The 25,812-nt window shown below is 71.8% G+C and carries 22 protein-coding genes and 1 tRNA gene; 15 read left to right on the plus strand and 8 right to left on the minus strand.

The features are described 5' to 3' along the window. Window positions 1–74 precede the first annotated feature (74 nt). The 3 genes from HMPREF9719_RS03960 to HMPREF9719_RS03970 are packed head-to-tail and all read left to right on the plus strand — an operon-like array spanning window position 75 to window position 4,495. Window positions 75–1,226 (plus strand): TAXI family TRAP transporter solute-binding subunit, encoded by a 1,152-nt coding sequence (locus tag HMPREF9719_RS03960; RefSeq protein WP_004600681.1) that lies wholly within the window; start codon window positions 75–77, stop codon window positions 1,224–1,226. Between the two features lie 60 nt (window positions 1,227–1,286). Further along, window positions 1,287–2,426, plus strand: a complete 1,140-nt coding sequence (locus tag HMPREF9719_RS03965; RefSeq protein WP_004600682.1) for a TAXI family TRAP transporter solute-binding subunit — start codon at window positions 1,287–1,289, stop codon at window positions 2,424–2,426. 56 nt (window positions 2,427–2,482) lie between these two features. After that, on the plus strand, window positions 2,483–4,495 hold the full coding sequence (locus tag HMPREF9719_RS03970) for a TRAP transporter permease (RefSeq protein ID WP_004600683.1): 2,013 nt from the start codon (window positions 2,483–2,485) through the stop codon (window positions 4,493–4,495). Window positions 4,496–4,645: 150 nt separating this feature from the next. Here HMPREF9719_RS03970 and HMPREF9719_RS03975 read toward each other — a convergent pair whose 3' ends face one another. Both HMPREF9719_RS03975 and coaE read right to left on the minus strand, forming a co-directional pair. After that, on the minus strand, window positions 4,646–5,020 hold the full coding sequence (locus HMPREF9719_RS03975) for a DUF4259 domain-containing protein (RefSeq protein WP_004600684.1): 375 nt from the start codon (window positions 5,018–5,020) through the stop codon (window positions 4,646–4,648). 64 nt (window positions 5,021–5,084) lie between these two features. Next, window positions 5,085–5,681 (minus strand): dephospho-CoA kinase, encoded by a 597-nt coding sequence (gene coaE, locus HMPREF9719_RS03980; RefSeq protein WP_004600685.1) that lies wholly within the window; start codon window positions 5,679–5,681, stop codon window positions 5,085–5,087. Window positions 5,682–5,780: 99 nt separating this feature from the next. Here coaE and HMPREF9719_RS03985 point away from each other — a divergent pair, with 99 nt between their 5' ends. Then, complete coding sequence (locus HMPREF9719_RS03985) at window positions 5,781–6,680, plus strand: siderophore-interacting protein (protein ID WP_004600686.1); 900 nt, start codon at window positions 5,781–5,783, stop codon at window positions 6,678–6,680. 32 nt (window positions 6,681–6,712) lie between these two features. Here HMPREF9719_RS03985 and HMPREF9719_RS03990 read toward each other — a convergent pair whose 3' ends face one another. Continuing rightward, window positions 6,713–7,774 (minus strand): iron-siderophore ABC transporter substrate-binding protein, encoded by a 1,062-nt coding sequence (locus HMPREF9719_RS03990; protein ID WP_004600687.1) that lies wholly within the window; start codon window positions 7,772–7,774, stop codon window positions 6,713–6,715. A 232-nt stretch (window positions 7,775–8,006) separates the two neighbouring features. Here HMPREF9719_RS03990 and HMPREF9719_RS03995 point away from each other — a divergent pair, with 232 nt between their 5' ends. From HMPREF9719_RS03995 to HMPREF9719_RS04020, 6 genes are all read left to right on the plus strand, one after another. After that, window positions 8,007–9,071, plus strand: a complete 1,065-nt coding sequence (locus tag HMPREF9719_RS03995) for a FecCD family ABC transporter permease (protein WP_004600688.1) — start codon at window positions 8,007–8,009, stop codon at window positions 9,069–9,071. Beyond that, window positions 9,072–10,190 (plus strand): FecCD family ABC transporter permease, encoded by a 1,119-nt coding sequence (locus tag HMPREF9719_RS04000; RefSeq protein ID WP_004600689.1) that lies wholly within the window; start codon window positions 9,072–9,074, stop codon window positions 10,188–10,190. It abuts the gene before it with no gap. Then, on the plus strand, window positions 10,187–10,990 hold the full coding sequence (locus HMPREF9719_RS04005) for an ABC transporter ATP-binding protein (RefSeq protein ID WP_004600690.1): 804 nt from the start codon (window positions 10,187–10,189) through the stop codon (window positions 10,988–10,990). The genes HMPREF9719_RS04000 and HMPREF9719_RS04005 overlap by 4 nt, the downstream gene beginning before the upstream one ends. A gap of 152 nt (window positions 10,991–11,142) precedes the next feature. Continuing rightward, the gene (locus HMPREF9719_RS04010) at window positions 11,143–11,883 is read left to right on the plus strand and encodes an alpha/beta fold hydrolase (RefSeq protein ID WP_004600691.1); all 741 of its coding nucleotides are present in this window, start codon (window positions 11,143–11,145) and stop codon (window positions 11,881–11,883) included. Window positions 11,884–11,974: 91 nt separating this feature from the next. Then, window positions 11,975–13,501: a flavin-containing monooxygenase gene (locus HMPREF9719_RS04015; RefSeq protein ID WP_004600692.1), complete on the plus strand. Its 1,527-nt coding sequence runs from the start codon at window positions 11,975–11,977 to the stop codon at window positions 13,499–13,501. Window positions 13,502–13,595: 94 nt separating this feature from the next. Further along, on the plus strand, window positions 13,596–14,738 hold the full coding sequence (locus tag HMPREF9719_RS04020) for an aminotransferase class I/II-fold pyridoxal phosphate-dependent enzyme (protein WP_004600693.1): 1,143 nt from the start codon (window positions 13,596–13,598) through the stop codon (window positions 14,736–14,738). Between the two features lie 214 nt (window positions 14,739–14,952). Here the strand turns inward: HMPREF9719_RS04020 and rpsA are convergent, their stop codons facing one another. From rpsA to polA, 3 genes are all read right to left on the minus strand, one after another. Further along, on the minus strand, window positions 14,953–16,398 hold the full coding sequence (gene rpsA, locus HMPREF9719_RS04025; protein ID WP_004600694.1) for a 30S ribosomal protein S1: 1,446 nt from the start codon (window positions 16,396–16,398) through the stop codon (window positions 14,953–14,955). 243 nt (window positions 16,399–16,641) lie between these two features. Continuing rightward, the gene (locus HMPREF9719_RS04030; protein ID WP_244848188.1) at window positions 16,642–17,841 is read right to left on the minus strand and encodes a heme/hemin ABC transporter substrate-binding protein; all 1,200 of its coding nucleotides are present in this window, start codon (window positions 17,839–17,841) and stop codon (window positions 16,642–16,644) included. Between the two features lie 67 nt (window positions 17,842–17,908). Further along, window positions 17,909–20,545, minus strand: coding sequence for a DNA polymerase I (polA, locus tag HMPREF9719_RS04035; RefSeq protein ID WP_004601875.1), 2,637 nt, complete (start codon window positions 20,543–20,545; stop codon window positions 17,909–17,911). Window positions 20,546–20,556: 11 nt separating this feature from the next. Between polA and HMPREF9719_RS04040 the strand changes: the two genes are divergently transcribed. The 5 genes from HMPREF9719_RS04040 to HMPREF9719_RS04060 all read left to right on the plus strand — a co-directional run bounded on the left by HMPREF9719_RS04040 (window position 20,557) and on the right by HMPREF9719_RS04060 (window position 24,606). Next, a tRNA-Leu gene (locus tag HMPREF9719_RS04040) sits at window positions 20,557–20,633 on the plus strand. 257 nt (window positions 20,634–20,890) lie between these two features. Further along, window positions 20,891–21,799, plus strand: coding sequence for a DUF368 domain-containing protein (locus HMPREF9719_RS04045; RefSeq protein WP_004600697.1), 909 nt, complete (start codon window positions 20,891–20,893; stop codon window positions 21,797–21,799). A gap of 71 nt (window positions 21,800–21,870) precedes the next feature. Next, window positions 21,871–22,791, plus strand: coding sequence for an ABC transporter substrate-binding protein (locus HMPREF9719_RS04050; protein WP_004600698.1), 921 nt, complete (start codon window positions 21,871–21,873; stop codon window positions 22,789–22,791). An 82-nt stretch (window positions 22,792–22,873) separates the two neighbouring features. Next, window positions 22,874–23,830, plus strand: coding sequence for an amino acid ABC transporter permease (locus HMPREF9719_RS04055; RefSeq protein WP_004600699.1), 957 nt, complete (start codon window positions 22,874–22,876; stop codon window positions 23,828–23,830). 11 nt (window positions 23,831–23,841) lie between these two features. Further along, complete coding sequence (locus HMPREF9719_RS04060; protein ID WP_004600700.1) at window positions 23,842–24,606, plus strand: amino acid ABC transporter ATP-binding protein; 765 nt, start codon at window positions 23,842–23,844, stop codon at window positions 24,604–24,606. Window positions 24,607–24,688: 82 nt separating this feature from the next. Here the strand turns inward: HMPREF9719_RS04060 and coaD are convergent, their stop codons facing one another. Continuing rightward, a complete protein-coding gene (gene coaD / locus HMPREF9719_RS04065) occupies window positions 24,689–25,177 on the minus strand; it encodes a pantetheine-phosphate adenylyltransferase (protein ID WP_004600701.1) in 489 nt (162 codons plus the stop codon). Between the two features lie 2 nt (window positions 25,178–25,179). Beyond that, window positions 25,180–25,755 carry a 16S rRNA (guanine(966)-N(2))-methyltransferase RsmD gene (rsmD, locus tag HMPREF9719_RS04070; RefSeq protein ID WP_004600702.1) on the minus strand — a complete coding sequence of 192 codons (576 nt, stop codon included), beginning with the start codon at window positions 25,753–25,755 and terminating at the stop codon, window positions 25,180–25,182. Between the last annotated feature and the right edge of the window lie 57 nt (window positions 25,756–25,812).

Below are 25,812 nucleotides of genomic sequence, written 5' to 3' on the forward strand. Positions count from 1 at the left end.
GCTATAACTTGGCGCACTGCCCCACGACCCCCGGCACCACGCATTCCCCGGGCCCACGAGGAAGGACGGTGGCCATGGCCGCGACTCTGAGCAGGCGCTCGTTTCTCGGCGGCGGGCTCGCGCTCGCCGCGGCGCTCGCCGGCTGCGCGACCCCAACGGCGCCCGGCGCGGGCGCGCTGCCCGGGCGGCTCGTGTGGTCGACCTACCGGGTCGGTTCCGGCCTCTACGCCGACGTTGCCGCGGTCGCGAATACTCTGACCTCCCGGATGGGCGTCCAGGTGCGCGTCATGCCCGGGGTAACCGGCGTGAGCCGGCTGGCCCCGCTGTTCACCGACACGGCGCAGTACGCCCGGGTGGGCGACGAGTACTTCTTCGCCTTCGAGGGCGACGAGGAGTTCGCCTCGGGGACGTGGGGCCCGCAGCCGGTGCGGCTGGTGTGGACCCCGCCGTCGAACGCCGGGGTGTACGTCCGGCGCGACAGCGGCATCGAGCGACTGGAGGGCCTTGCGGGCCGGCGGATCTCCTGGGTGGTGGCCGGCACGTCGACGCAGCGGAAGTTCACCGCCTGCCTCGGGACCGCGGGGCTGGGCGTCGACGACGTGCGCCGCGTCGCGGTCGGCGAGGCCGCGCAGTACGACGCGATCAAGGCCGGTCAAATCGAGGCGATCTTCGGGACGGTGATCAACCCCTCGATCGAGGAGCTGAACCCCCGGTACCCGATCCGCTGGCTGGACCTCGGCGGGCGGCCCGAGGAGCGCTACGAGTCCTGGGCCGAGTACGCGCCGATGGCGGGGCTCGGCACCAACCCGAAGGCCTCGGGCCTGCCCGAAGACGAGACCCCGACGTTCATGCGCTACTCCCTGCCCGTTGTCACCACGGCCGGGCGCTCCGCGGCGGAGGTCGCCGACCTGTGCCGGGCGCTCTACGAGCACTTCGACGCCTACGAGGCGGCGACCGCGGACACCCCGAACTTCGCGCTCGACCGGCTCATGCTCGAGCCCTTCGTCGTGCCCTACCACCCCGGCGCGGTCGAGTTCCTCCGCGAGGCGGGCCGCTGGGACGCCCACCTCGAGGAGCGCAACGCCGCCCTCCTCGAGCGCGAGGGCCTCCTTCGGGGCGCGTGGCCGGGCTTCTTCGAGCGGCACCGCGGCGACGGGGAGATCTCCCGGCGCTGGCGGGACTTCAAGGCCGAACGCCTCCCCGCCCTGCCCGAGCGCGAGGCCTAAGCCCCCAGCGCTTCTCCCCTGCCCCGTTTCCGCCCCTGGACGACAGTTGAGGTGACCGCCATGCCGCCCAGCCCGACGACGATGAGCCGCCGGGGCTTCTTCATAGCCGCGCTCGGCGGGCTCGCGGCGGCGTGCGCCCCGGCCCACCCCGCCGGCGGGTTGCCGCGCCAGCTCGTGTGGTCGACGTTCACCTCCGGCTCGTCGATGTACAACGACCTCGCCGCGGTGGCGAACTCGCTGACCGCCCGCACCGGCACGCGGGTGCGGATTCTGCCTGCGGCGACGGGGGTCTCGAGGCTCTCGGCGCTGTTCGCGGGGGTGTGCGACTACGCGCGCGTCGGCGAGGAGTACGCCTTCGCCTTCGAAGGATCGGAGGAGTTCGCCTCCGAGCACTGGGGGCCGCGCCCGGTGCGGCTGGTGTGGACTCCGGGCAACGTCTTCGGGCTGCTCGTGCTTCGCTCCTCGGGCATCGAGCGCATCGAGGACTTAAAGGGCAGGCGGGTGGCGTGGCCGCTGGCGGGCTCCTCGACGAGGCGGAAGATCGCGCTGCTGCTGCGCACCGCGGGCTTAAGCGCTGAGGACGTGCGGCTCGTGGAGATCACCGAAAAGGGCCTCGTCGACGGGATCAAGGCCGGCCAGATCGACGCGTTCTACACGGTCGTCACCGGGCCCCGGATCGAGGAGCTCAATTCGGAGCGCCCGGTGCGCTGGCTGCCCGTCGACGGCTACCCCGACGACGCGTACGCGCACTGGCCGCTCGAGGCCCCGATGGCCGCGGCCGAGCCCGCAGACCGCGGCGTGGGGCTCAAAGACGGGGAGGCGCCGGTGCTCATGCGCTACGCGCTGCCGCTCGTCGCCGCGCCCGAGCGCCCGACCGACGAGGTCGCCGCGCTGTGCCGGGCGCTCGACGAGAACGCCGAGCACTACGCCTCGGCGAGCGTGGACGCCGACCGCTTCGCCCCCGAGAACCTCGTTTTGTGGCCCTTCGTCGCCCCCTACCACCCCGGCGCGGTCGCCTACCTCGAGGAGACCGGCCGCTGGGAGCCGCGCTTCCGCGAGCGTCAGGCGGAGCTCCTCGAGCGCGAGGAGCGGCTCGCCGAGGAGTGGCCGCTCTTCTTAGAGCGCCACGGCGGCGCGCCCGACCTGCAGGAGCGCTGGGGCGAGTGGAAGCGCTCCCGGCTCCCGCAGCCCGCGGCCTAGCCCCGCGAGGCGATTAAACCCCCACCCGACCCGACGACACCCGCTTGGAGAGGCCCGTGACCAGCCAGAACCCCGCACCGCCGCGGCCCGTGGACGACGAGACCACCCAACCCGCCGCCCCCGCCGCCGCGCCGCCCGGCCGGGTGACCGGCTGGTGGCGCGTCGCCGTCGGGGTCCTCACCGTGGCGGGCATCGCCCTGTCGATCAACCAGGTCTTCTTCCTCGAGTTCGCGGGCCTCACGCTGCTCGACAACTCGTACATGTACCTCATGCTCGGGCTGTTTTTGCCCGTCGTGTTCATCGCCGTCCCGGCGCGGAAGGGCGAGGGGCCCAGGCCGATTGCCTGGTACGACGTCGTAGGCATGGCGGCGTCGGTCGCGGCGACCGCGTACTTCGCGTGGCACGGCGAGGACATCGAGCTCTACGGCTGGGAGTTCATGGGCCCGCCGGTCTCCGCGGCGCTGGGCTTCGTTTTGTGGGGCCTGGTGCTCGAGGTGCTGCGCCGCACCGCGGGGCTCATCGTCGCGATACTCGCGGCGGTGGTGTCGCTCTACCCGCTGGTCGCGGGCGTCATCCCGGTGCCGTTCCTCCAGGGCGTGAGCTACGACCTCGTCACCCTGGCGAAGGTGCACGCGATGGGCGGCGAGTCGATCCTCGGGCTTCCCATGTCCACCGCGTCGACGCTGCTCGTGGGCTTCCTCTGCTTCGCGACGATCCTCCAGTTCACCGGCGGCGCGGAGTTCTTCCACCGGCTGGCCTCCGCGCTGTTCGGCCGCTTCCGCGGCGGCACCGCGAAGGTCCCCATCGCGAGCTCTGCGACGCTGGGGATGATGAGCGGCGCGCCCGTGACGAACGTGCTCACCACCGGGCCGATGACGATCCCCGCGATGGTGCGCTCGGGCTTCTCCCCGAGGATGGCCGCCGGCGTGGAGGCGACCGCCTCGTCCGGCGGGTCGATCACCCCGCCGATCATGGGCACCGCCGCGTTCCTCATGGTCTCCTTCGCCGGCGTGCCCTATACCGAGGTGCTCATCGCCGCGACGATCCCGGCTATCTTCTACTTCCTCGGGATCTTCGTGCAGGTCGACGGCTACGCCGCGCGCCGCGGCCTCGCCGGCGAGGACCCCGCCACCCTGCCCAAGGTGCTCCCCAGCCTGCTGCGCGGCTGGCCCTACCTGATAAGCCTCGGGCTGCTCACGGTGCTGCTGCTCACCACCGGCTCGGAGGCGCAGGTGCCCTACTGGGTGGTGCTCCTCCTCATCGTCATCGCGATCCTCAACCCGAACATCCGGTTCGGGCCGAGGCAGTGGGGCGAGGCTATCGTCTCGGTGGGCACGACGATCGCGACGCTCTTCGGGATCATCGCCGGCGTCGGCCTCATCCTCGGCGGGCTCTCCGCGACCGGGGTGGCGCTCTCGATCAGCCGGGACCTCATCGCCGCCGTCGGGGAGAACACCATCTTGATCCTCATCACCGGCGCGGCCGCCTGCTTCGTCCTCGGCATGGGACTGACGATCTCCGCGGCGTACGTCTTCCTCGCCATCGTCATGGTGCCGGCGCTGACCGCCTTAGGGATCGACACGATCGCCGCGCACCTCTTCGTCATCTACTGGGCCGGGGTCTCGTATATCACCCCGCCGGTGGGACTCGCGGCGATCGCCGCTGCGTCGATAGCGGGCGCGAAACCCATGGCCACGAGTCTCGAGGCGATGAAACTCGGCGCCGTGAAGTACCTCATCCCCTTCGGCTTCGCCCTCAACCCCGCGCTCGTGGCGCAGGACTCCATCGGCGCGATCGCCGCCAGCCTCGCCGCGGCGCTCCTCGGGGTGCTAGCACTCGGCAGCGCGCTGTCGGGCTGGTTCGTCCTCGTCGAGGCGCGCCTGGATGCCGCCTCGCGGGTCGCGCTCGCCGCCGGCGGGCTGTTGCTCCTCGCGCCCTCGGGGTGGGCGTGGGCCGCGGGCACGGCCATCATACTGCTCCTCGCCGCCGGGCACCTCGTCGCGCGGCGCCGCCGCGGCTCGAGCCCCGATGCTCCCCAGCAGGAGGCCGAGCCCGCCCCGGCGGCCTAAGGGCACGCGGGCCGCGCGGCCCGGGGAGGTAACGCGACCGGGCCCGGGGCCTCGAGGATCGGCGCCCGGGGCGCGGGCACGGGAAAGACCCCGCCGTCAACGGCGGGGCCTTGATGCTGGTTTCTGCCTCGGACGTGTTCCCTTTAAGGTCTAGGAGCCCGGCGCGAGGTCCGACCAGGAGAGCGCCTTCCACTCGTGGACCTGGCCGCGCCGCGCCCAGTGGGTGTAGAGCTCGGAGACCGCCCCGTCGGCGAGCACCGCGTCGAGGGCCTCGCGGAGCTGCTCCTTGAGCTGCGGGTCGCGCAGCGGGGCGACCTGCTCCGGGCTGAGACCCTCGGGGAGGTCGTCGTCGGGCGCGGCGGCGATCTTCGCGGCGGCGATGATGCTCTGTCCGATATCCGCCTCGATGCTGCGCACCCCGGCGGGAGGCAGCACGTAGGCCGAATCGAAGGTCCCCTCCTTCAGGTCCTCGATGAGCTCCTGGGCGACCTCGTTGTCGAAGGGGCCAATCTTGTCCTCGGCCACGCGATTCCTCCTTGCTTCTCGTCGGCGGCTGCGGCGCGTCCTGGTTATGCCTTCCCGAGACTACCTAGAGCGCCTCGATGCGGGCTCGGGCGGCGGCGATCTCGGATTCGAGGTGCTCGCGGTCGCCGTTGTTGTCGACGACGATGTCGGCGGCGGCGCGGCGCTCCTCGTCACCGCTCTGCTGGCGGATCCGAGCGCGGGCGTCGTCCTCGTCCATGCCGCGGTGCTCGACGAGGCGGGCGACGCGGGTCTCGACGTCGGCGTCGACGACGACGACTAAGTCCATCTCCTTGTCGAAGCCGTTCTCGACGAGGAGCGGCATGTCGAAGATGACGGCCTCGGCGCCCGCCCGCTCGAGCTCCCGAAACCGGGACTCGACCTCCTCGCGGATGCGCGGGTGGGTGATCGAGTCGAGGAGCTCGGTGTGCGCGTCGTCAGCGAACGCGCGCCGCGCGAGCTCCGCGCGGTTGAGCGCGCCGTCCTCGTCGAGGATGTCCTCGCCGAACGCGCGGGCGAGCTCCTCTAAGGCGGGCTGGCCGGGCTCGACGATCTCGCGGGCGATCTGGTCGGCGTCGACGATGACGCGGCCGTCGGTCTCCAGCTCGCGGGCGACGGTCGTCTTCCCGCTGCCGATGCCTCCGGTGAGCCCGATCTTTTTCATGGGCCCCGAGTGTAGCGGCCGGCCTGCCCGCGCGCCGGCGCCCGCGAGGCCGGCGGGAAGGAATGATAGGTTAGCTTCACCGATCTTTAAGGAGGTGGGATGGACGCCACGCCCCGCTCCGCGTTCGCCGAGGAGCGCATCGCCGAGCAGCCCGTCCGAGAGGGCGCCGATATCTTTACGGCGACCGTCGTCGACGCGGTCGAGCTCTCCCCGGGGCTGCGGCGCCTCACGCTGCGCGCCGCAGAGTTCCGGGACCTCGTCCTCACCGGCCCGGACGAGTACTTCGGGCTGTTCATGCCCCCGCCCGGTAGGCGCTACCGGGAGCTTCGGTCGTTTCGCGGCGGGAATATCCGCGCCCACGCCGACTACCTCCCGCCCGAGGAGCGCCCGGGGCTTCGCTGGTACACCGTGCGCCGCCTCGACCCGGGGGCCGGCGAGCTGTGCTTCGACGTCGCGACCCACGGCGTCAGCCCCGGCGACCTCGATAGCGACGGCGGCGACCACTCGGGCCCGGGGCTGCGCTTCACGCTTCGCGCCCGGCCGGGCGACCTCGTGGGCTACTACCCCGCCCACGGGCTGTGGCGCGGCTACGCCGAGCGCCAGATCCTCATCGCCGACGCGTCCTCGGCGCCCTCGGTGTGGGCGATCCTCGAGTTCGTCTCGCTCGTGCGCCCCGAGGCGCTCTCCTCGATGCACGTGCTCCTCGTCGTCGAGGGCGACGGGGACCTCGAGCCCGGGGCGGTCGACGCGTGGCGCCCGGAAGTAGGAAGCCTCCGGGTCGCCCGCGCCCCGTTCGAGCGGCAGGCCGCGGCCGCCGCCGCGGAGCTGCGCTCCCTGCGCGCCGCCGGCCACCCCGCCACCGGGGCGGGCTACGCGTGGGCCTGCGGGGAGCGCTCTCTCGCCAAGGCCTGCCGCGACGAGCTCGTCGGCGGCTGGGGCGTCTCGCCGGACGACGTGCGCTGGACGCCCTACTGGATCCTCGGCCGGCCCCGCCCCTAGGCGGGGCCGGCGAGGAGGACGGGTCCGTCGCCCTAGGCCTGGGCGTTGGCGATGGCCTCGTCGATGAGCGCGGTGTAGGTGTCGAGCACCCACGGCACGGTGAGCGGGTTGATAAGCGAGGAGGCCGTCACCACCGACTGGTCCTCCGGCGCGACCTCGGCGCCCTTGTCGATCGCCTCGATGCGCGAATACGTCGGGTCCGCGTGGAGCTCCTCGCGGACCTCCGGGGAGAGGTAGAAGGTGAAGATGATGTCCGAGCTGTTGAGCTGGTCGAGGTTCTCCGCGCTGATCGGCGCGGAGTCGGTGCCGGTGACGGTCTCGCCGCGGAACTCCTCGACGACGTCGTCGACCTTTAAGCCCAGCTTCGAGACGAACTCGACGCGCTGCTCGGTGGGCATGAAGATGCCGTATTCCCCGGCGCCGCCCAGGTTGTAGATGAAGCTGAACGTCGTATCCGAGTACTCGGGCTTCTCCGCGGCGGCGAACTCGCCCTCGATGTCGTCGATGAGCTCGTCGACCCGGTCCTTTTCGCCGAGCGCCGTCGCGACGGTCTCGATCTGCTCGTCCCACGTGATCGTCCAGGGGTCCTTGGGGTAGGCGACGGTCGGGGCGATCTCGGAGAGCTGGTCGTACTGCTCCTGCGTGATCCCGGAGAACGGCGCGAGGATGAGGTCGGGCTCGTAGCCGAGGATCTCCTCGGCGCTAAGCTCCTCCATGCCCTTAACGAGCTCGGGGAGCTCCTCCCCTTGCTCCTCGACGGCCTCCTTCACCCAGGGCAGGTAGCCGCTCTCGTCGGCGCCCCACTCGTACTCCTCCATCGCCACCGGGGTAACCCCGAGCGCGATGGCGGTCTCCGCGGAGCCCTGCCCGAGGGTGACGACCCGCTCGGGCTTGCCCTCGATCGTCGCGGTGCCCAGCGCGTGCTCGATGGTGGTGACCTCGCCGCCGCCGGCGTTGGCGTCCTCCCCCTCCGAGGAGCACGCCGCCGCCCCGCAGCCGACCAGCGCCACGGCGGCACCCGCCGCCGCCCACCGGCGCGCGCGGGCGCCAAGGCCCCACAGCCCGCTCGGGGAACCATCCGTCGTCATCGTCATCGTCGACCTCTCTTCTCTTCTGGCCGGCCGCGGCCAGCTCCACCTTTCGATCGAGAACTGATAATAGCCGGCTAGGCTTTACTATACTATTTCTACAATGAGCGGCAAGGCTCGCTTATCGTTCTTTAGTTGCCCTCGGGGTTGGGCTCGCCTTATGCTCTTCGCCGACCAGCGCCCCGCCCGATCGCCCCGGCCCGGCGCGCCGCGCCCGCATTCCCAACGAGAGGCCGATATGCCCACGACCGCCGCGCCCACGGCGCCCGCGCCCAGCACCCGGCTGCGCCGCCGGCGACTTTTCGGCCTGGCGGGGGTCGCCGCGCTGCTCGCCGCGGGCCTGGTCGCGAGCCTCGTGCTCGGCGCGCGCGACGTGCCGCTGTCTACCGCCCTCGAGGCGATCCCGCGGCTGCGCTCCATCCTCGCCGACCCCGACGCCTTCGGCCCCGACGAGCAGGTCATCGCCGAGCTGCGTCTGCCGCGCACCCTGCTCGCCGTCGTCGTCGGTGCGGCGCTCGGCGCCGCGGGCGCGCTCATCCAGGGCCACACCAGAAACCCGCTGGCCGACCCGGGGATCATCGGGATCTCCTCGGGCGCGGCGCTCGCCGTCGTCGCGGGATTCGCGTTCCTCGGGATCGCCACCCCGCTGCCCAGCGCCGTGGTGGCCTTCGGCGGGGCGATCGCGGCGACCGCCGCGGTCTTCGCTCTCGCGTCGATCGGGCGCGGCGTCGTCAACCCGCTCACGCTCGTGCTCGGCGGGGCGGCGCTGAGCGCCGTGCTCTCCTCCGTGACCGCGGGGCTCGTGCTCACCGACTCGCAGAACCTCGACCGGATGCGGTTCTGGACGGTCGGCTCCGTCGCGGGCCGCGACCTCGACGTCGTGTGGGCGATCGCCCCGCTCGTCGCGCTCGGGCTCGTCGCCGCGCTGGCGACCGGGCCGACGCTCAACGTCCTCAACCTCGGGGAGGACGCCGCGGCCGCCCTGGGAGTCAACACCGGCCGGCACCGCGTCGCGGGCATGCTCATCATCGCGCTGCTCGCCGGCGCGGCGACCGCCGCGGCCGGGCCGATCGGCTTCGTCGGGCTGCTCGTGCCGCACCTCGCCCGCGGCCTGTGCGGCCCCGACTACCGGTGGATCCTGCCGTACTCCGCGGCGTGGGGCGCGGCACTCCTGCTCATCGCCGACGTCGCCGCCCGGCTCGTGGCCCGCCCCGGGGAGCTGCAGGTCGGCATCGTGCTGGCCTTCGTCGGCGCCCCGTTCTTCCTCTACCTGCTCTACCGGGGAAAGGTAGGAACCGTCTAGATGTCCGCCCCCACTCGCCCGCACACGATGAAGGCCGGGATCTCCCGGGCCGTGCCCGGCCGGCCCGGGCTGCGCCTCGGGCCGATGAACGCGCCGTGGCGGCCCCGCCACCTCGCCGCGACGCTGATACTGGCGGCCGCGGTCGTCGCCCTCGCCGTGGTCTCCCTCGGCATCGGCGACTACGCGCTCAGCCCCTTAAAGGTCGCCGACGTGCTCTTCCTCGGCGGCGGCTCGAAGCAGGAACGCCTCGTCGTCCTCGACTGGCGCCTGCCCCGCACCCTCGCCGCGGTGGCGGTCGGCTGCGCGCTAGGGCTCTCCGGGGCGCTCATGCAGTCGGTGACCCGCAACGCCCTGGCCAGCCCCGACATCCTCGGCATCACCTCGGGTGCCTCGGCGCTGGCGGTCACCGCCATCGCGCTCGCCGGCGGCGGCGGGACGCTCGGGGCGGCGGCCGCGTGGCTCGCCGGGGCCGGAATCCCGTTCGTCGCTCTCGTCGGCGGGCTCGCCACCGGGGCCGTGGTGTGGCTGCTCGCGTGGCGCCGGGGCCTCGACCCGTTCCGCCTCGTGTTAGTCGGCATCGTCGTCACCGCCCTGCTTCAGGCCTACATCAACTTCGTCATGGTGCGCGCGAACATCCACGACGCCACCAGCGCACAGCAGTGGCTCGCCGGCTCCCTCAACGCGGCGAACTGGCAGTCCGTGCTGCCCGTCGGCATCGTCGTGCTCGCCGCCGCCCCGGTACTCGGCTGGGCGGCCCACCAGGTCGCCGCCGCGCTACTCGGGAGGGACGCCGCGACCGCGCTCGGCCAGCGGGTGGACGCCACCCAGGCGGCGTTCCTCGCCGGCTCCGTGGCGCTCGCGGCGGTGGCGGTCGCCGCGGCGGGGCCGATCGGGTTTGTCGCGTTCGTCGCCCCGCAGGTCGCGCTCCGCCTCTGCCGCAGCGCGGCTCCCCCGCTCGCCGCGAGCGCGCTCACCGGCGCGCTGCTTCTGCTCGCCGCCGACACGGTGGTGCGCTCCGCGCTGCCGGTCGAGCTGCCCGTCGGGGTCGCTACCTCGGCGCTCGGCGGCGCGTTCCTCGTCTACCTGCTCGCCCGCACCAACCTAAGGAGCCACCAGTGAGCCTCGCCATCTCCGCCCGCGGCCTTGCCGTCGGCTACGGCGACCGGACCATCATCGACGGCCTCGACGTCGACTTCCCCTCCGGCTCGATCACGACGATCATCGGGCCCAACGGCTGCGGGAAGTCCACGCTCCTGCGCGCCGCCTCCAGGCTCCTGCCGCTTAGGGCCGGCAGCGTGCTCCTCGACGGGGAGGACACCGCGGGCCTGCGCCGCCGGGAGCTCGCCACGCGGATCGGGGTGCTGCCCCAGTCCCCGCTCGCGCCCGAGGGGCTCATCGTCGCGGACCTCGTGGCGCGCGGGCGCCACCCGCACCAGTCGTGGATCAGCCAGTGGTCCGCCGCCGACGAGCGCGAGGTGCTCCGCGCCCTCGAGCTCACCGGCGCGGCAGGCCTCGCCGAGCGTACCGTCGACTCGCTCTCGGGCGGGCAGCGTCAGCGCGTGTGGCTCGCGATGGTGCTCGCCCAGGACACCGAGGTGCTCTTCCTCGACGAGCCGACGACGTATCTCGATCTCTCCCACGCCATCGAGGTCCTCGACCTCGTCGCTACGCTTCGCGCCAGCCTCGACCGCACGGTGGTCATGGTGCTCCACGACTTGAACCTCGCGGCGCGCTACTCCGACCGGCTCGTCGTCATGAGGGACGGCGCGATCATCTCCCAGGGTCCCCCGCGGACCGTGCTCAGCCCCCGGCTGCTTCGCGAGGCGTTCGGCCTCGACGCGCTCGTCGTCGAGGACCCCGCGACCGGCGGGCCGCTCATCGTGCCCGCCGCGCCCGCGCCGCCCGCGCCGAAGAACTAGCCTCCCCGCGTCCCGGGGCGCGGGAGGGCCCCTCCCGAAAACGATGACGCGAGACACAATTCGGGCTAGTCTATGTTGCGTCTCACTAACTATCGTCGTCGGCGCGCGGCCGCCACCGGCCGCGGCGCGCCAAGGAGGATCGAGCAGCGCACATGAGCTCACCCACCGTCATCCTCGTCCCCGGGGCGCAGGCCCCCGCCCGGGAGCAATTCGCGGGGCTCAAGCCGCTGCTCGCCCGCGACCTCGACGTGCGGCTCGCCGACCTCGCCTCAGAGCCCGCCGGCGGCCTCGCGGCGGACGCCGCGGCGGTCAGGGAGGCGATCGACGCGGCGCCGGGTCCGGTGGCGCTGTTCGGCTACCACTACGGCGCGCACGCCGCGCTCGCCGCCGCCTCGGGCAACGGGAAGGTCACCGAGCTCGCGCTCGTCGGCGGGTGGCTCGCGACCGACGACTACCAGCGCGAGGGCATCGACCTCTGGCTCGACCTCTTTGATACCGACCCGCTGCTCGCGGCGCGCGCCCGGCTCCACGCGGGGCTGTCCGCGACGTTCCGGGTCTTCCAGTCCCAGCTGCAGACCGCCGCGGACCTCACACCGAAGGCCCCCACGCCCCACGAGCGGGAGCGCGTCGCGGCGCTGCGCGACGTCGACCACACCGAGCTCGCCCGGGAGGTCACGGCGCGCTGCCTCGTCGTGGCGGGCGGGATCGACACGATCGCCCCGCCGCCGGCGACCCGCCGGCTCGTCGGCGCGCTGCCCGAGGCGGAGCTCGCGACCTTCGACGCCGGCCACGACCTCATCGTCGAGCGGCTCGGGCAGGTCTACGGCGCGTTCGCCGACTTCCTCGCCCGGCGCCCCGCGGGCGCCGCCTCGGTCGACACCCTCGTTCCCTAAGACACCACACCCGACTCCCCACGACACGGGCGCCCCGCCGCACCGGCGGGAACGGGGCCCGAAGACAACGAAAGGACGCGCGACACCAGCCATGACACAGGCAGTCGACACTCCCCACACCGAGGGCGCGGGCGGCGCCCCCGTAATCGAGACCGGCGTGCTCATCGTCGGCGCGGGCTTCTCCGGGATCGCGCTCGGCGCGGAGCTCAAGCGCCGCGGCGTCGAGGACTTCCGCATCGTCGAGCGCGGCGGCGGCTTCGGCGGCACGTGGTACCACAACACCTACCCCGGCGCCGAGTGCGATATCCAGTCCCACCTCTACTCCTTCTCCTTCCACCCCAACCCGAACTGGACGAAGACCTACGCCACCCAACCGGAAATCCTCGACTACCTCGACGAGGTCGCCAAAGACGAGGGGCTTTCGCCCCACGCCTCCTTCGACGAGGCCGTCACCGACGCGCGCTTCGACGAGGAGGCCGCCCACTGGGACGTGACCACCACGAGGGCGCGCTACCGCGCCCGCTTCGTCGTCTTCGCCACCGGGCACCTCTCCGACCCGAAGCTGCCCGACCTCCCCGGCATCGAGGACTTTAAGGGCCGCTCCTTCCACTCCGCGACGTGGGACCACGGCTACGACCTCGCAGGCAAGCGGGTCGCCGTCGTCGGCACGGGAGCCTCGGCGATCCAGGTCGTGCCCGCCATCGCCGACGACGCCGGCTCGGTGACCGTCTACCAGCGAAGCGCGCCGTACGTCGTGCCGCGGCGCGACACCGTCTACTCCGAGGAGCAGAAGCAGACCTTCGCCCGCTCCCCGGAGGCGATGGCCGAGTTCCGCGAGTTCCTCTTCTGGTCGAACGAGCAGCGCTTCCTCCAGCGCATGATGGTGCCGGAGTTCCTAGGCGAGCTCGAGGAGACCGCGCGCGCCCACCGCGAGGCGCAGATCTCCGACCCGGAGCTGCTCGAGAAGGTCACCCCGACGTTCACCGCCGGCTGCAAGCGCACCCTCGTGTCGAACACGTGGTACCCCGCCCTCCAGCGCGACGACGTCGAGCTCGTCGACCGCGGGGTCAAGGCCCTCACCGCGACCGGCGTCGTCGACGCCGACGGCGTCGAGCGGGAGGCCGACTGCGTGGTGTTCTGCTCCGGCTTCGAGGCCGCGGAGCTGCCCATCGCGCAGCTCGTCCACGGGCCCGCGGGGCTGCTCGCCGACCAGTGGACCTCCGGCAGCGAGGCCTTCGGCGGGATGGCCGTCGCCGGCTACCCCAACCTCTTCCTCCTCAACGGCCCGCACGTCGGGCTCGGCGCGGGCTCGATTATTTTCATGGTCGAGACGCAGGCGCGCTACGTCGCCGAGGCCGTCGAGCACGCGGCGGCCAACGGGATCTCCTCCCTCGAGGTGAGGCGGGAGCGCCAGGACGAGTTCGTCGACCACGTCGACGAGCGCGCCCGCGGCACCGTCTGGAACACCGAGGGCTGCGACGCCTGGTACCTGGACGAGCGCAGCGGGAAGCTCACCACCATCTGGCCCGACCAGATGAACCGCTACCGCGCGCTCTTCGGCACCTTCAACCCCGACGACTACCGCGAGACCACCCGGCCCGCGGCGGCGCGCGCCTGATTCAGCCCGGCCCGCGCGCGGGGCGGGTCGGGCTAGCGTGGGGCCGATGAGCAGCAGCGAGAACGCCCGCCCCGCCGACCGGCGGGTAAGAAGGATGCGCCCCTTCGGGGAAACGATCTTTGCCACCTTAAGCCGCCTTGCCGCGGAGACCGGCGCGATCAACCTCGGCCAGGGCTTCCCCGAGGGCCAGGGCCCGCGATCCATGCGGGAGCGCGCCGCCGCGGAGGCCCTCGACGGCGACAACCAGTACGCCCCGCTTCCCGGCACGCCCGCGCTCCGCGAGGCGATCTGCGCCGAGCGGGAGCGCCGCACCGGGCAGGCCTACGACCCGGTAAGCGAGTGCCTCGTCACCGTCGGCGCTACCGAGGCGATCGCCGCGGCCGTGCTCGGGCTCCTCGAGCCGGGGCGCACCGCGCTTCTCATCGAGCCGTTCTACGACTCGTACCGCGCGGCCGTCGCGCTCGCGGGCGGCAGGCACGAGACCGTCTCCCTCGTGCCCGACAGCGGCGGCTTCCGCCTCGACACCGACGCCCTGGAGCGCGTCGGGGACGTCGACCTCATAGTCCTCAACACGCCGCACAACCCCACGGGCAAGATCCTGCGCGAGGAGGAGCTCGCCGCGATCGCCGACGTAGCCAAAGACCGCGACGCCATCGTCGTCGCCGACGAGGTCTACGAGCGCCTCGCGTTTGCCGGGCCCGGACATCAATCGATCGCGGCGCTGCCCGACATGCGGGAGCGCACCCTGGTGGTGTCCTCGGCGGGCAAGACGTTCAACGCCACCGGGTGGAAGACCGGCTGGGCGCTCGGACCGTCAGACCTCATCGAGGCGGTGCGCACCGTCAAGCAGTTCCTCACCTTCGTCGGCACCACCCCCGTCCAGCCCGCCGTCGCCCACGCGCTGAACAACGAGGACGCCTGGGTCGAGGGGCTCCGCGGGGAGCTCGCCGGGAACGAGGCCGCGCTCGCAGCGGCGCTTAAAGAATCGGGCGCGCGGGTCTACCGCGCGGAGGCCGGCTACTTCCTCACCGCAGACATCTCCCCGTGGGGCCTCGGCGACGCCACCCAAGCCGCGCGGCTCCTCCCCGAGAAGGCAGGCGTCGTCGCGGTGCCGGTCTCCGCGTTCGTCGACGACCCCGAGGATCCCCGCTACCGGAATCTCCTGCGCTTCGGATTCTCCAAGAGCCCAGACACCATCGCCGAGGCCGCAGAGAGGCTCGCCCACGCACTGGGCTGACGCCGCCGACGCAGGCGACCGGCGCGGGCGCGTTTCGCCGGCGTCTCCGTGTAGCGGCGCGGGATCCGCAGGCGCGTCGCGACAGAGGTCGAAATGACACGAAAAGACCACCGGCCCCGCCGCCCGGAGCGGGGCGGCGGGGCCGGTGGCTTTCTAGCTGCCTGCCTTTAAGCGGGGCGCTGCGGGCGCTCCCGCTCAAGGCGGGCGGGCCGGCTTAGTTGCCGGCGAGCTTCTCGCGCAGGGCGGCGAGCTGCTCGTCGGAGGCCAGCGAGCCGCGGTCCTCCTCCTCGGCGGAGTCGTCGTTCGACTTCGAGGAGTAGTTCGTGGCGGCCTTCTCGGCGGCCTCGTTCGCGGCGGCGCGGTGACGCTCGATCTGCGCGGCGTGGAGCTGGTAGCGACGCTCCGACTCGGCGTAGCGGTCCTCCCACTCCTGGCGCTGCGCCTCGTAGCCCTCGAGCCACTCGTTGGTCTCGGGGTCGAAGCCCTCCGGGAAGATGTAGTTGCCCTGCTCGTCGTAGGAGTCGGCCATGCCGTACTTCGAGGGGTCGAACTCCTCGGTGAAGTCGTCGTCGGCCTGCTTCAGCGACAGGGAGATGCGGCGGCGCTCGAGGTCGATGTCGATGACCTTGACCATGAGCTCCTCGCCGACCGTGACGATCTGGTCCGGCACGTCCACGTGGCGCTGCGCCAGCTCGGAGATGTGGACCAGGCCCTCGATGCCCTCGTCGACGCGGACGAAGGAGCCGAACGGCACGAGCTTGGTGACCTTGCCCGGGACGATCTGGCCGACCGCGTGGGTGCGGGCGAAGACGCGCCACGGGTCCTCCTGGGTCGCCTTGAGCGACAGGGAGACGCGCTCGCGGTCGAGGTCGACGTCGAGGACCTCGACGGTGACCTCGTCGCCGACGTTGACGACCTCGGACGGGTGGTCGATGTGCTTCCAGGACAGCTCGGAGACGTGGACGAGGCCGTCGACGCCGCCGAGGTCGACGAACGCACCGAAGTTGACGATCGAGGAGACGACGCCCTTGCGGACCTGGCCCTTCTGCAGCTGGTGCAGGAACTCGGAGCGGACCTCGGACTGCGTCTGCTCCAGCCAGGCGCGGCGGGAGAGGACGACGTTGTTGCGGTGCTTGTCGAGCTCGATGATCTTCGCCTCGAGCTCGGCACCGATGTACGGCTCGAGGTCGCGGACGCGGCGCATCTCGACCAGGGAGGCCGGCAGGAAGCCGCGGAGCCCGATGTCGAGGATGAGGCCGCCCTTGACGACCTCGATGACGGTGCCGGTAACCGGCTCGTCGTTCTCCTTCAGGCGCTCGATATCGCCCCAGGCGCGCTCGTACTGGGCGCGCTTCTTCGACAGGATGAGTCGGCCGTCCTTGTCCTCCTTGGTGAGGACCAGGGCGTCGACCTCGTCGCCGAGCTCGACGACCTCGTCGGGGTCGACGTCGTGCTTGATGGACAGCTCGCGCGAGGGGATCACGCCCTCGGTCTTGTAGCCGATATCGAGCAGAACCTCGTCGTGGTCGATCTTCACGACCGTGCCCTCGACGATGTCACCATCGTTGAAGTACTTGATGGTCTCGTCGACGGCGGCGAGGAAGTCCTCAGCGGAGCCGATGTCGTTGACGGCCACCTGAGGAGTGTTGTTGTTGGGCATAGACGTTGTTGCTCCGAGTTTCGATAGGATCTCGCGGATGGACAGGGTGAGTGCCGCTCCCCCGGCGGCCGCCCGGCAGCTCGGCGCCGGGCGGTGGCGGGCATGTCGGGGCTGCCGCCCCTCCTACCAAAGGGCCGCGGCCCGGCGGACATGGGCACTACCAGGCCACCCTATCAGGGCGCAAGCAGCGGATCCAAAACTTTCCCTCCCCGCGCTACACCCGGCGCGCGGGCCGGCTTCGTGCTACAGCTCGCCCGGCTCGTAGAGGGCCTTCGAGAGCCGGTCGATGACCACCCCGGTGTTCGGCCCGAAGGCGAGCGCGTCCCCGTCGGGGAGCGTGACGACCGACTCGTCCTGCCCGGCCTTCGTCTCGGGGACGCCGGGCATGGCGAGCAGCCCCTCGAGCCCGCCGAGCAACTCGAGCCCGTTGGTCATCATGACGAAGGCCTCCGGGTCGATGTCGGCAAGCGACTCCGCGGTGGCGGGCACCCGGTCGTCGACGCCGGCCTCCGCGGCCGCGTCCAGCCCGCCGGCGGCCTCGATGAGGCCGGTCGCGCCCGACTCGCGCCCGAGCAGGAAGAACACGTCCCCGCCGCCGCGCGCTAAAAGGAACGCCGCGCGCCGCGGGCTGTCTCCCGCGCGCTCGGCGGCGTCGGCGACCGCGTCCTCGATCTCCTTCTCGGTGCGCTCGGCGAGCTTCTCGCCTTCTTCGGGCAGCCCGACCGCGGCGGCGACGGCGCGGATGTCGTCCGCGGCGCCGGCGACGTCGGCGCGCAGGTCGAGGTTGACGACGGTGACGCCCGCGTCCGCGAGCTGCTCGATCGCCTCGGGCGGGCCGACGCTGCCGTCGGTGACAACGAGGGTGGGGTCGGCCTCGAGGACGGCCTCGACGTTGATGCTGTGGCCGCGCTCGGTGACCTCGGGCAGGCCCTCGAGCTGCGGCTCGGAGTTCGAGACGGTCTGCGCGACGATCCGGTCGCCCGCGCCCAGACCGATGAGCGTCTTCGCGAGGGTGGCGCTCCGATCGAGCGGCACGATCCGCGAGGCGTCCTCGACGGTGACCTCCTCGCCGTCGGCGTCGGTGACGGTGGCGGGCAGCTCGGGCTCGGGGTCCTCGGCGATGGGCTCGACCGGGGGAATCGGCCCGGCGTCGACGACGCCGCCGGCGGGCGCGGCGGCCGTGCTCTGCTGCGCGGCCGCGTCGTCGCCCGGCGCGGGCTCGCCCGCGCACCCCGCGGCCGCGACCAACGACCCGACGAGCGCCACCCCGGCGACGACCCGCGTCAACCTGCCTGCCTTGTTCTGCTGCGCGGCCGCGTCGTCGCCCGGCGCGGGCTCGCCCGCGCACCCCGCGGCCGCGACCAACGACCCGACGAGCGCCACCCCGGCGACGACCCGCGTCAACCTGCCTGCCTTGTTCACTTCCGCGCCTCCTGTCGTCACCGGGGTCTCTCCCCAGCCACTATAGGAGTTGATTGTCGTTAAGGGGGAGGCGGGGCGCGCCGGCGCCCTAGTGGGCGGCCTCCTGCCACGTGCGGCCGTGCCCGACGGAGACCTCCAGCGGGACCTTCAGGTCGATGGCGCCGTCCATCTCCCGCTCGACGAGGGCGGTGACCTTCTCGAGCTCCCCCTCGGCGACCTCGAGGACGAGCTCGTCGTGGACCTGGAGCAGCACCCGCGAGGAGAACTTCTCGTCGCGGAGGGCACGGTCGACGCGCAGCATCGCGACCTTGATGATGTCGGCGGCGGTGCCCTGGATCGGGGCGTTGAGCGCGGCGCGCTCCGCGTTTTGGCGGGCGACCCGGTTCGAGGAGGTGAGCTCGGGGAGGTAGCGGCGCCTACCGAAGAGCGTGGCGGTGTAGCCGTCGGAGCGGGCCTTCTCGACGACCTCGTCGAGGTAGCGCTTCACCCCGCCGAAGCGCTCGAAGTAGGTGTCCATGATGCTCTTCGCCTCCCCGGCCGGGATGGAGAGCTGCTGGGAGAGCCCGTAGGCCGACAGCCCGTAGACCAACCCGTAGGACAGGGCCTTCACCCGGCGGCGCAGGTCGTCGGAGACCTGGTCGACGGGCACGTCGAAGACCTTCGATCCGACGTAGTTGTGGAGGTCCTCGCCGCGGTTGTACGCCTCGATGAGCCCGGGGTCCTCGGAGAGGTGCGCCATGACGCGCATCTCGATCTGGGAGTAGTCGGCGGTAAGAAGGCACTCGTAGCCCTCGCCGGGGACGAACGCCTCTCTGATGCGCCGGCCGATCTCGGTGCGCACGGGGATGTTCTGCATGTTCGGATCGGTCGAGGAGAGCCGCCCGGTCGTTGCGACCGTCTGCTGGAAGGTCGTGTGGATCCGCCCGTCGGGGCCGACGGCCTTCGCGAGCCCCTCGATCGTCGTCTTGAGCTTCTGGTACTCGCGGTGGGCGAGCAGGTGGTCGAGGAAGGGGTGCGGGTTCTTCGCGGCGAGCTGCTCGATCTCCTTCGCGGCGGTCGAGTAGCCGGTCTTCGTCTTCTTCGTCTTCGGTAGGCCGAGCTTCTCGAAGAGCACGACCTGGAGCTGCTTCGGGGAGGAGAGGTTGAGCTCCTCGTCGCCGGCGATGCGCCGCGCCTCTGCAAGCTCTTCGTCGACGCGGGCGGAGACCTCGTCGAGCTGCGCGCCGAGCGCCTCCTCGTCGACGGCGATGCCGGCCTCCTCGAGGCCGCGCAGCACCGCGGACAGCGGCAGCTCGAGGCGGTCGTAGAGCTCGAAGGCGTCGATCTCCTGCAGGCTCGCGGTGAGCGCCTCGGAGAGCTCGAGGATCGCGGCCGCGCGCTCGACGGCGCCGGCGCCCTCGGGCAGCTGGCGCTCGAGGTGGCGCTGGTAGACGTCCTCCAAGGCGTAGCCGCGCTGCCCGGGGCGCAGCAGGTAGCCCGCGATCGCGGTGTCCTGCCTCACGCCGGCAAGCGTGAAGCCCCGCGCGGCGAGGCGGTGGCCGAGCTCCTTCGCCTCGTGGGCGAAGACCGGGCTATCGGAGGAGAGCCACTCGGCGAGCTTCTTCTCCTCCTCGGGGGAGAGCTCGCCGAGCTCGAGGACGATGGCCTCGCGGTCCTCGTCGACGGCGGCGAGGGTCTCCTCGCCGGTGAGCTCGATCGCGGCCGCGCGGCCGGCGAGCCACTCCGGGCCCGCGTCGACGACGCTCGGCGCCGGCACGTCCGAGCGGGGCTCGTCGATCTCCTCGCCGTCGCCGAAGACCTCGGCGAGCTGGCGGCGCAGGTGGTTGCCGAACTCGAGCTCGTCGAAGGCCTTATTGAGGCCGGCCGCGTCGAACTCCCCGAGGTCGAGGTCCGCCGCGCCGACGGGGAGGTCCAGGTCGGTGACCATCTGGGTGAGCTCCCGGTTGAGGCGCACCTGGTCGAGGCGCTCGCGCAACGCGTCGCCCGCCTTGCCCTTGATCTCGTCGGCGTGCTCGATCAAGTTATCCAGGTCGCCGTACTTCACGATCCACTTCGTGGCGGTCTTCTCCCCCACCCCGGGGATCTTCGGCAGGTTGTCCGAGGGGTCGCCGCGCAGCGCCGCGAAGTCCGGGTACTGCTCCGGGGTGAGCCCGTACTTCTCCTCGACGGCCTCGGGGTCGAAGCGGTTGAGCTCGGAGACGCCCTTCTTCGGGTAGAGCACCGTGGTGCGCTCGTCGACGAGCTGGAAGTAGTCGCGGTCCCCGGTCACGAGCAGCGACTCGAAGCCCTCCGGCGCGCCGGTCGATAGCGTGGCGACGATGTCGTCGGCCTCGTAGTTGTCCTTCGTGAGCGTCGTGACCCCGAGGAGGCCCAGCACGCGGCGGATGAGCTCGACCTGGCCGGCGAACTCCGGGGGCGCGGCCTCGCGCTGCGCCTTGTAGTCGGGGAAGCGCTCCGTGCGGAAGGTCTTACGCCCCACGTCGAAGGCGACGCCCACCTTCGTGGGCTTCTCCCGCTCGACGAGGGTGGCGAACATGCGCAGGAACCCGAAGACCGCGTTGGTGTGCTGCCCGCCCGTCGTGGAGAAGTTCCCCGCGGGCAGCGCATAAAATGCGCGGAAGGCCATGGAATGTCCGTCGATCAGCAGCAGTCGCTCAGTCACGCGGCCTAGTCTAGGCGACGGGCGGCCCGGGATTTCCTCGCCCACTTCCGGGCGGGGTATCATGCCTGCGGCCGGCCCCCGTAGCCCAATTGGCAGAGGCAGTGGATTCAAAACCCACTCAGTGTGAGTTCGAGTCTCACCGGGGGCACCATTTCTCTAGCGGCGACGACCGCCGCCGCGCCGGCGAGGCCGGCGCCCGGCAACCCGCCCCCTTCGCGGCCATCGGCCCGGCCCCCGGGTGGCGCGGGCGCGCGGCGGGGGCTATACTCACCGGTGCTTTATTCCGCGCCCCGCATAACATGCGAGACGCGGCTCCTCCCCTGCCCGCAACCTAGAGCCGGGCGGGCCCGCCCCGCCCCGCCGAGGGGCCGGGGCGGAGGCAAACGACGACGACATAAAGGCAGGTCGATGAGCCAGGTGAGTTCCCTAACTCGGATCGTGGGCCACGCGGTGCGCGGCGCGCTCATCGGCTGCGCAGAGCTCGTCCCGGGCGTCTCCGGCGGCACGGTCGCGCTCATCACCGGTATCTATGAGAAGGCCATCGCCCAGGGCAACGCCGTCCTCGACGTCCTCAAGGGCCTGGCGACCGGCGACGCGAAGCGCGCCGCCGCGAAGGTCGACTGGGCGTTCCTCGCGGCCGTCGCGGTCGGCATGGTCGGCGCGGCGCTCGCCTTGTCCTCGCTGCTCGTCTCCTTCGTCGAGGGGCAGCCGAGGATCTCCTCGGCGCTGTTCTTCGGGATGGTCGCCGCCTCGATCTGGGTGCCGCTCTCCATGATCGGGCCCGAGGAGCGCCGCGGGCGCACCCCGCTGCTCGTCGTGCTCTTCGCCCTCACCGCGATAGCGGCGTTCATCGGCACCGGGCTCGGCGCCGCGGAGGTCACCGACCCGCCGCTCGTGGCGATCTTCTTCGCCGCGATGGTCGCGGTGTGCGCCCTCGTGCTGCCGGGCATCTCCGGGTCGTTCATCCTGCTCACCCTCGGGCTCTACCAGCCGGTGCTCCAGGCCGTCGCCGACCGCGACCTCGTCGTCATCGGCGTCTTCGCCGCCGGCGCGCTGCTCGGCGTCGTGCTCTTCGTGCGCTTCCTGCGCTTCCTGCTGCTGCGCTTCCGCGGCCAGACGCTCGCCGTCATGGCCGGCCTCATGCTCGGCTCGCTGCGCGCGCTGTGGCCCTGGCAGAGCGAAGACGGCGACCTCGCGGCCCCCGACGGCCAGCAGCTCGGCGGGATCCTCGTCGCCGCCGCGGCCGGCGCGCTCGTCGTCGCGGTCATCGTGCTTATCGACCGACGAACGAGAGCCGCGGCCCCGGCCGGGCGCTAGCCCCGCCCACCGGCCGGGCCGCGGCCGCGCGCAAACGTTCCCGTCGCACCCGTCCAGTGAGGTTTTTCCGCATGTCGCCAGCCCCGATGTCCTCCCGGCCGCTCAAGGCCGCCGCCGGCACGCTCACGGCCGGCGCCGCGGCGCTCGGGCTCGCCGCCTGCGTCACCAACGTCGAGCCGGCCCTCCCGCCGGGCTGGGAGGAGATCACCCCGCCCGCGCAGGCCGACATCCAGGCCCTCGTGCCCGAGGGCGTCGACCACATCACCGTCGGCACGAACCCGCCGTTCCCGCCCTTCCAGTTCAAGGAGCCCGGCGGGCAGATCGTCGGCTTCGAGATGGACCTCGCCCGCGCCGTCGCCGCGACGATGGGCCTCGACTTCAGCATCCGCGAGCAGGAGTTCAGCCTCATCCTGCCTGCCGTCGACGCCGGCACCATCGAGTTCGGCGCCTCCGGGTTCACCGACACCCCGGAGCGGCAGGAGAACTACGACTTCGTCGACTTCATCTACGCCGGCCTGCAGTGGTCGAAGCCCGTCGACGGCGACGACGTCGACCCCGAGCACCCCTGCGGGCTCACCGTCGCGGTGCAGCGCACCACCGTCGCGGAGACCGACGAGGCCCGCCCCAAGGACGAGGCGTGCCAGGCCGCCGGCGAGGACCCCGTCGAGGTCCTCGCCTACGACACCAACGACGCGGCGGCGACCGCCGCGATCGTCGGGCGCGCCGACGCGTTCATCGCGGACGCGCCGGTCATCGCCTGGGCGATGGAGCGCTCCGAGGGACGCCTCGAACCCATCGGGGAGCAGCTCGACGCGGCGCCGTACGGCTTCGCGCTCGCCAAGGACTCCGAGCTCACCGACGCGGTGCTCGCCGCGATGGACTACCTCATCGAGTCCGGCTACTACGAGGAGATCCTCGCCCAGTGGAACATCGAGGACGGGCTGCTCACCGAGCCGATGCTCAACGCCAAGCCCGCGGCGAGCGCCGGCTAGGCCGCGCGGCCGTCGACATACTCCCGAAGAGAGAACCGCAGACAACCACCGGATAAGAGAAACACCGCCCCAAGGAATCGCCATGGCTTCCAGCACCTCACAGACCACCCCCTCCCCCGCGCCGGGAGAGCCGATCAAGGCCGTGCCCCTCAAGCACCCGGGCCGCTGGGTGGCGGCCGCGGTCGCGCTCGCGCTCGCGGCGTGGTTCGTCATCGACGCCGCCGGCCGCGAGGCCTACGGCTGGGACACGTACTTCCAGTACCTCTTCGACACCCGCGTCGTCACCGCCGCCGGGCACACCATCGTCATCACCATCCTCGCGATGATCCTCGGCGTCATCCTCGGCGTGGTCTCGGCGATCATGCGGATGTCCCCGAACTTCGTGTTGCGCGGCGTGTCGTGGCTGTTCCTCTGGGTCTTCCGCGGCACCCCGATCTACGTCCAGCTCGTGTTCTGGGGCCTGGCGAGCTCCATCTACCAGTCGATCAAGGTCGGTCCCCTAAACGTCGAGCTCGACGCCGTCTTAGAAAACGCGTTCATCCTCGCGGTCATCGGGCTCGGCCTCAACGAGGGCGCCTACATGGCCGAGATCGTCCGCTCCGGCATCCAGGCCGTCCCCGAGGGCCAGGTGGAGGCCTCCAAGGCGCTGGGCATGGGCTGGTGGATGACGATGCGGCGCACGGTGCTGCCCCAGGCGATGCGCATCATCATCCCGCCGACGGGCAACGAGTTCATCTCGCTTTTGAAGTCCACCTCGCTGGTCGTGGCGATCCCGTACGTCTACGAGCTCTACGGCCGCTCGATGGACATCGCCTACTCGATCTTCGAGCCGGTGCCGCTGCTGCTCGTCGCCGCGACGTGGTACCTGGCGATCACGACGATCCTCATGATCGGCCAGCACTACCTCGAGCGCTTCTACGAGCGCGGCTCGCGCAGCAAGCTCACCGGCCGGCAGCTCGCGGCGCTCGCCGACGCGGAGGGCACCGTGCCGAAGAACGTCGAGGTCGTGCGCCGCAACGACGACGGAACCGAGGGCTAGGAGGAATCCCCATGACCGATCTCATGATCGACGCCCAGCAGCTGGGCAAGAGCTTCGGGCAGCTCGAGGTGCTGCGCGGCATCGACTTAAAGGTCCCGCGCGGCTCGGTCACGTGCCTCATCGGGCCGTCCGGCTCGGGCAAGTCGACGCTTCTGCGCTGCGTCAACCACCTCGAGACCGTCACCGCGGGCCGCCTCTACGTCGACGGGGAGCTCATCGGCTACCGCGAGAAGGACGGCGTGCTCTACGAGATCTCCGAGAAGGAGTCCGCCCGGCAGCGCTCCGGGGTGGGCATGGTCTTCCAGCAGTTTAACCTCTTCCCCCACCGCACGGTGCTCCAGAACGTCACCGAGGCGCCCATCCACGTCAAGGGCGTGAAGCCCGCCGACGCGGAGGCCACCGCCCGCCGCCTCCTCGACGAGGTGGGCCTCGGCCACAAGGCGGAGGCCTACCCTTCGCAGCTCTCCGGCGGGCAGCAGCAGCGCGTCGCCATCGCGCGCGCGGTCGCGATGGAGCCGAAGCTCATGCTCTTCGACGAGCCGACCTCGGCCCTCGACCCGGAGCTCGTCGGCGAGGTGCTCCGCGTCATGAAGGACCTCGCGAAGCAGGGCATGACCATGCTCGTCGTCACCCACGAGATGGGCTTCGCCCGCGAGGTCGCCGACCAGATCGTGTTCATGGCCGACGGCGTCATCGTCGAGTCCGGCCCGCCCGAGCAGGTCATCGACCACCCGCGCCACGAGCGCACCCGGTCGTTCCTCTCCAGCCTGCTGTAGCGGCCTCTTACGCACCGCGCCCGGCGCCCGACCCCAAGGGTTGGGGCCGGGCGCGTCGCGCTGCCCGCCGCGGGCGTTCGGGCTAGGAGCCGGCGGCCTCGGCGACGGCGGCGGCGATCGGCGCGGGGAGGAACTCGGCGACGTCCCCGCCGAAGCGCGCGATCTCCTTCACCAGGCTCGAGGAGACCTTGGCGTAGCGCTCGTCGGTGACGTAAAAGGCGGTGTCCACGCCCGAGAGCCTCCGGTTGAGCTGCGCCATGGGCCACTCGTACTCGTAGTCGAGGCTCGAGCGCAGCCCCTTGACGATGAGCCCGATGTCGTTGGCGCTGGTGTAGTCGACCAGCAGCCCGCCCCAGTGGTCGACCGTCACCGGGCAGCGCAGGTCCGCGGTACGAAGCGCCTCTTTTGCGAGCTCCTCGCGGCGCTCGACGGGGAAGAGCCCGGAGGGCTTGTTCGGGTTCCCGGTCACAAGCACGACGAGCTCGTCGACGTGCGCGGAGGCCCGTTCCACGACGTCGAGGTGCCCGAGCGTGAGCGGGTCGAAGGAGCCGGGGAAGACCGCCTTGACCATCGCTACTTCTCCCCCTCCCCGATAAAGGTGGCCATGTCCATGCGCGCGATGCCGAAGGTGCGCTTCTTGAGCTTCTGCGGGGTGGGCTCGAAGCCTTCCGGCCACTCGGTGTGCGCGGTGTCGCGGTGGCGCTCGATGACGACGGCCGCGCCCGGCGCGAGCAGCGGCACGAGCGCGTCGATCATCTCGGCGACGGCGGAGTCGGCGAGGTCGTAGGGCGGGTCGGCGAGCACCATCCCGTAGTGGCCGCGGGGCGCGACGGCGACGAAGCTGGAGGCCTTCATCTGCTCGACGCGGGTGCCGGGCAGCTTGGCGGCGGCGATGTTCTTCTCGATGACGCGGCAGGCGGCCTTGTCGGCCTCGACGAAGGTGGCGCTCGCCGCGCCGCGGGAGAGCGCCTCGAGGCCGAGCGCGCCGGTGCCGGCGAAGAGGTCGAGGACGTGGCGGCCCTCGAAGCCGAAGCGCGCCGCGAGCGAGGAGAAGAGCCCCTCCTTCGCGCGGTCGGCGGTGGGGCGGGTGCCGTCCTCCGGGACGGCGAGGTTTCGCCCGCGGGCGATTCCGGAGATGATCCGAGCCATGCGCTGGTTGTCCTTTACCGTCTCCTCGTGGGCTTCGGCCCCGCGTGGGCGGCGGAC

Origin of the sequence: Corynebacterium otitidis ATCC 51513 (assembly GCF_000296405.1) — a bacterium.
Classification (GTDB): Bacteria; Actinomycetota; Actinomycetes; order Mycobacteriales; family Mycobacteriaceae; genus Corynebacterium; species Corynebacterium otitidis.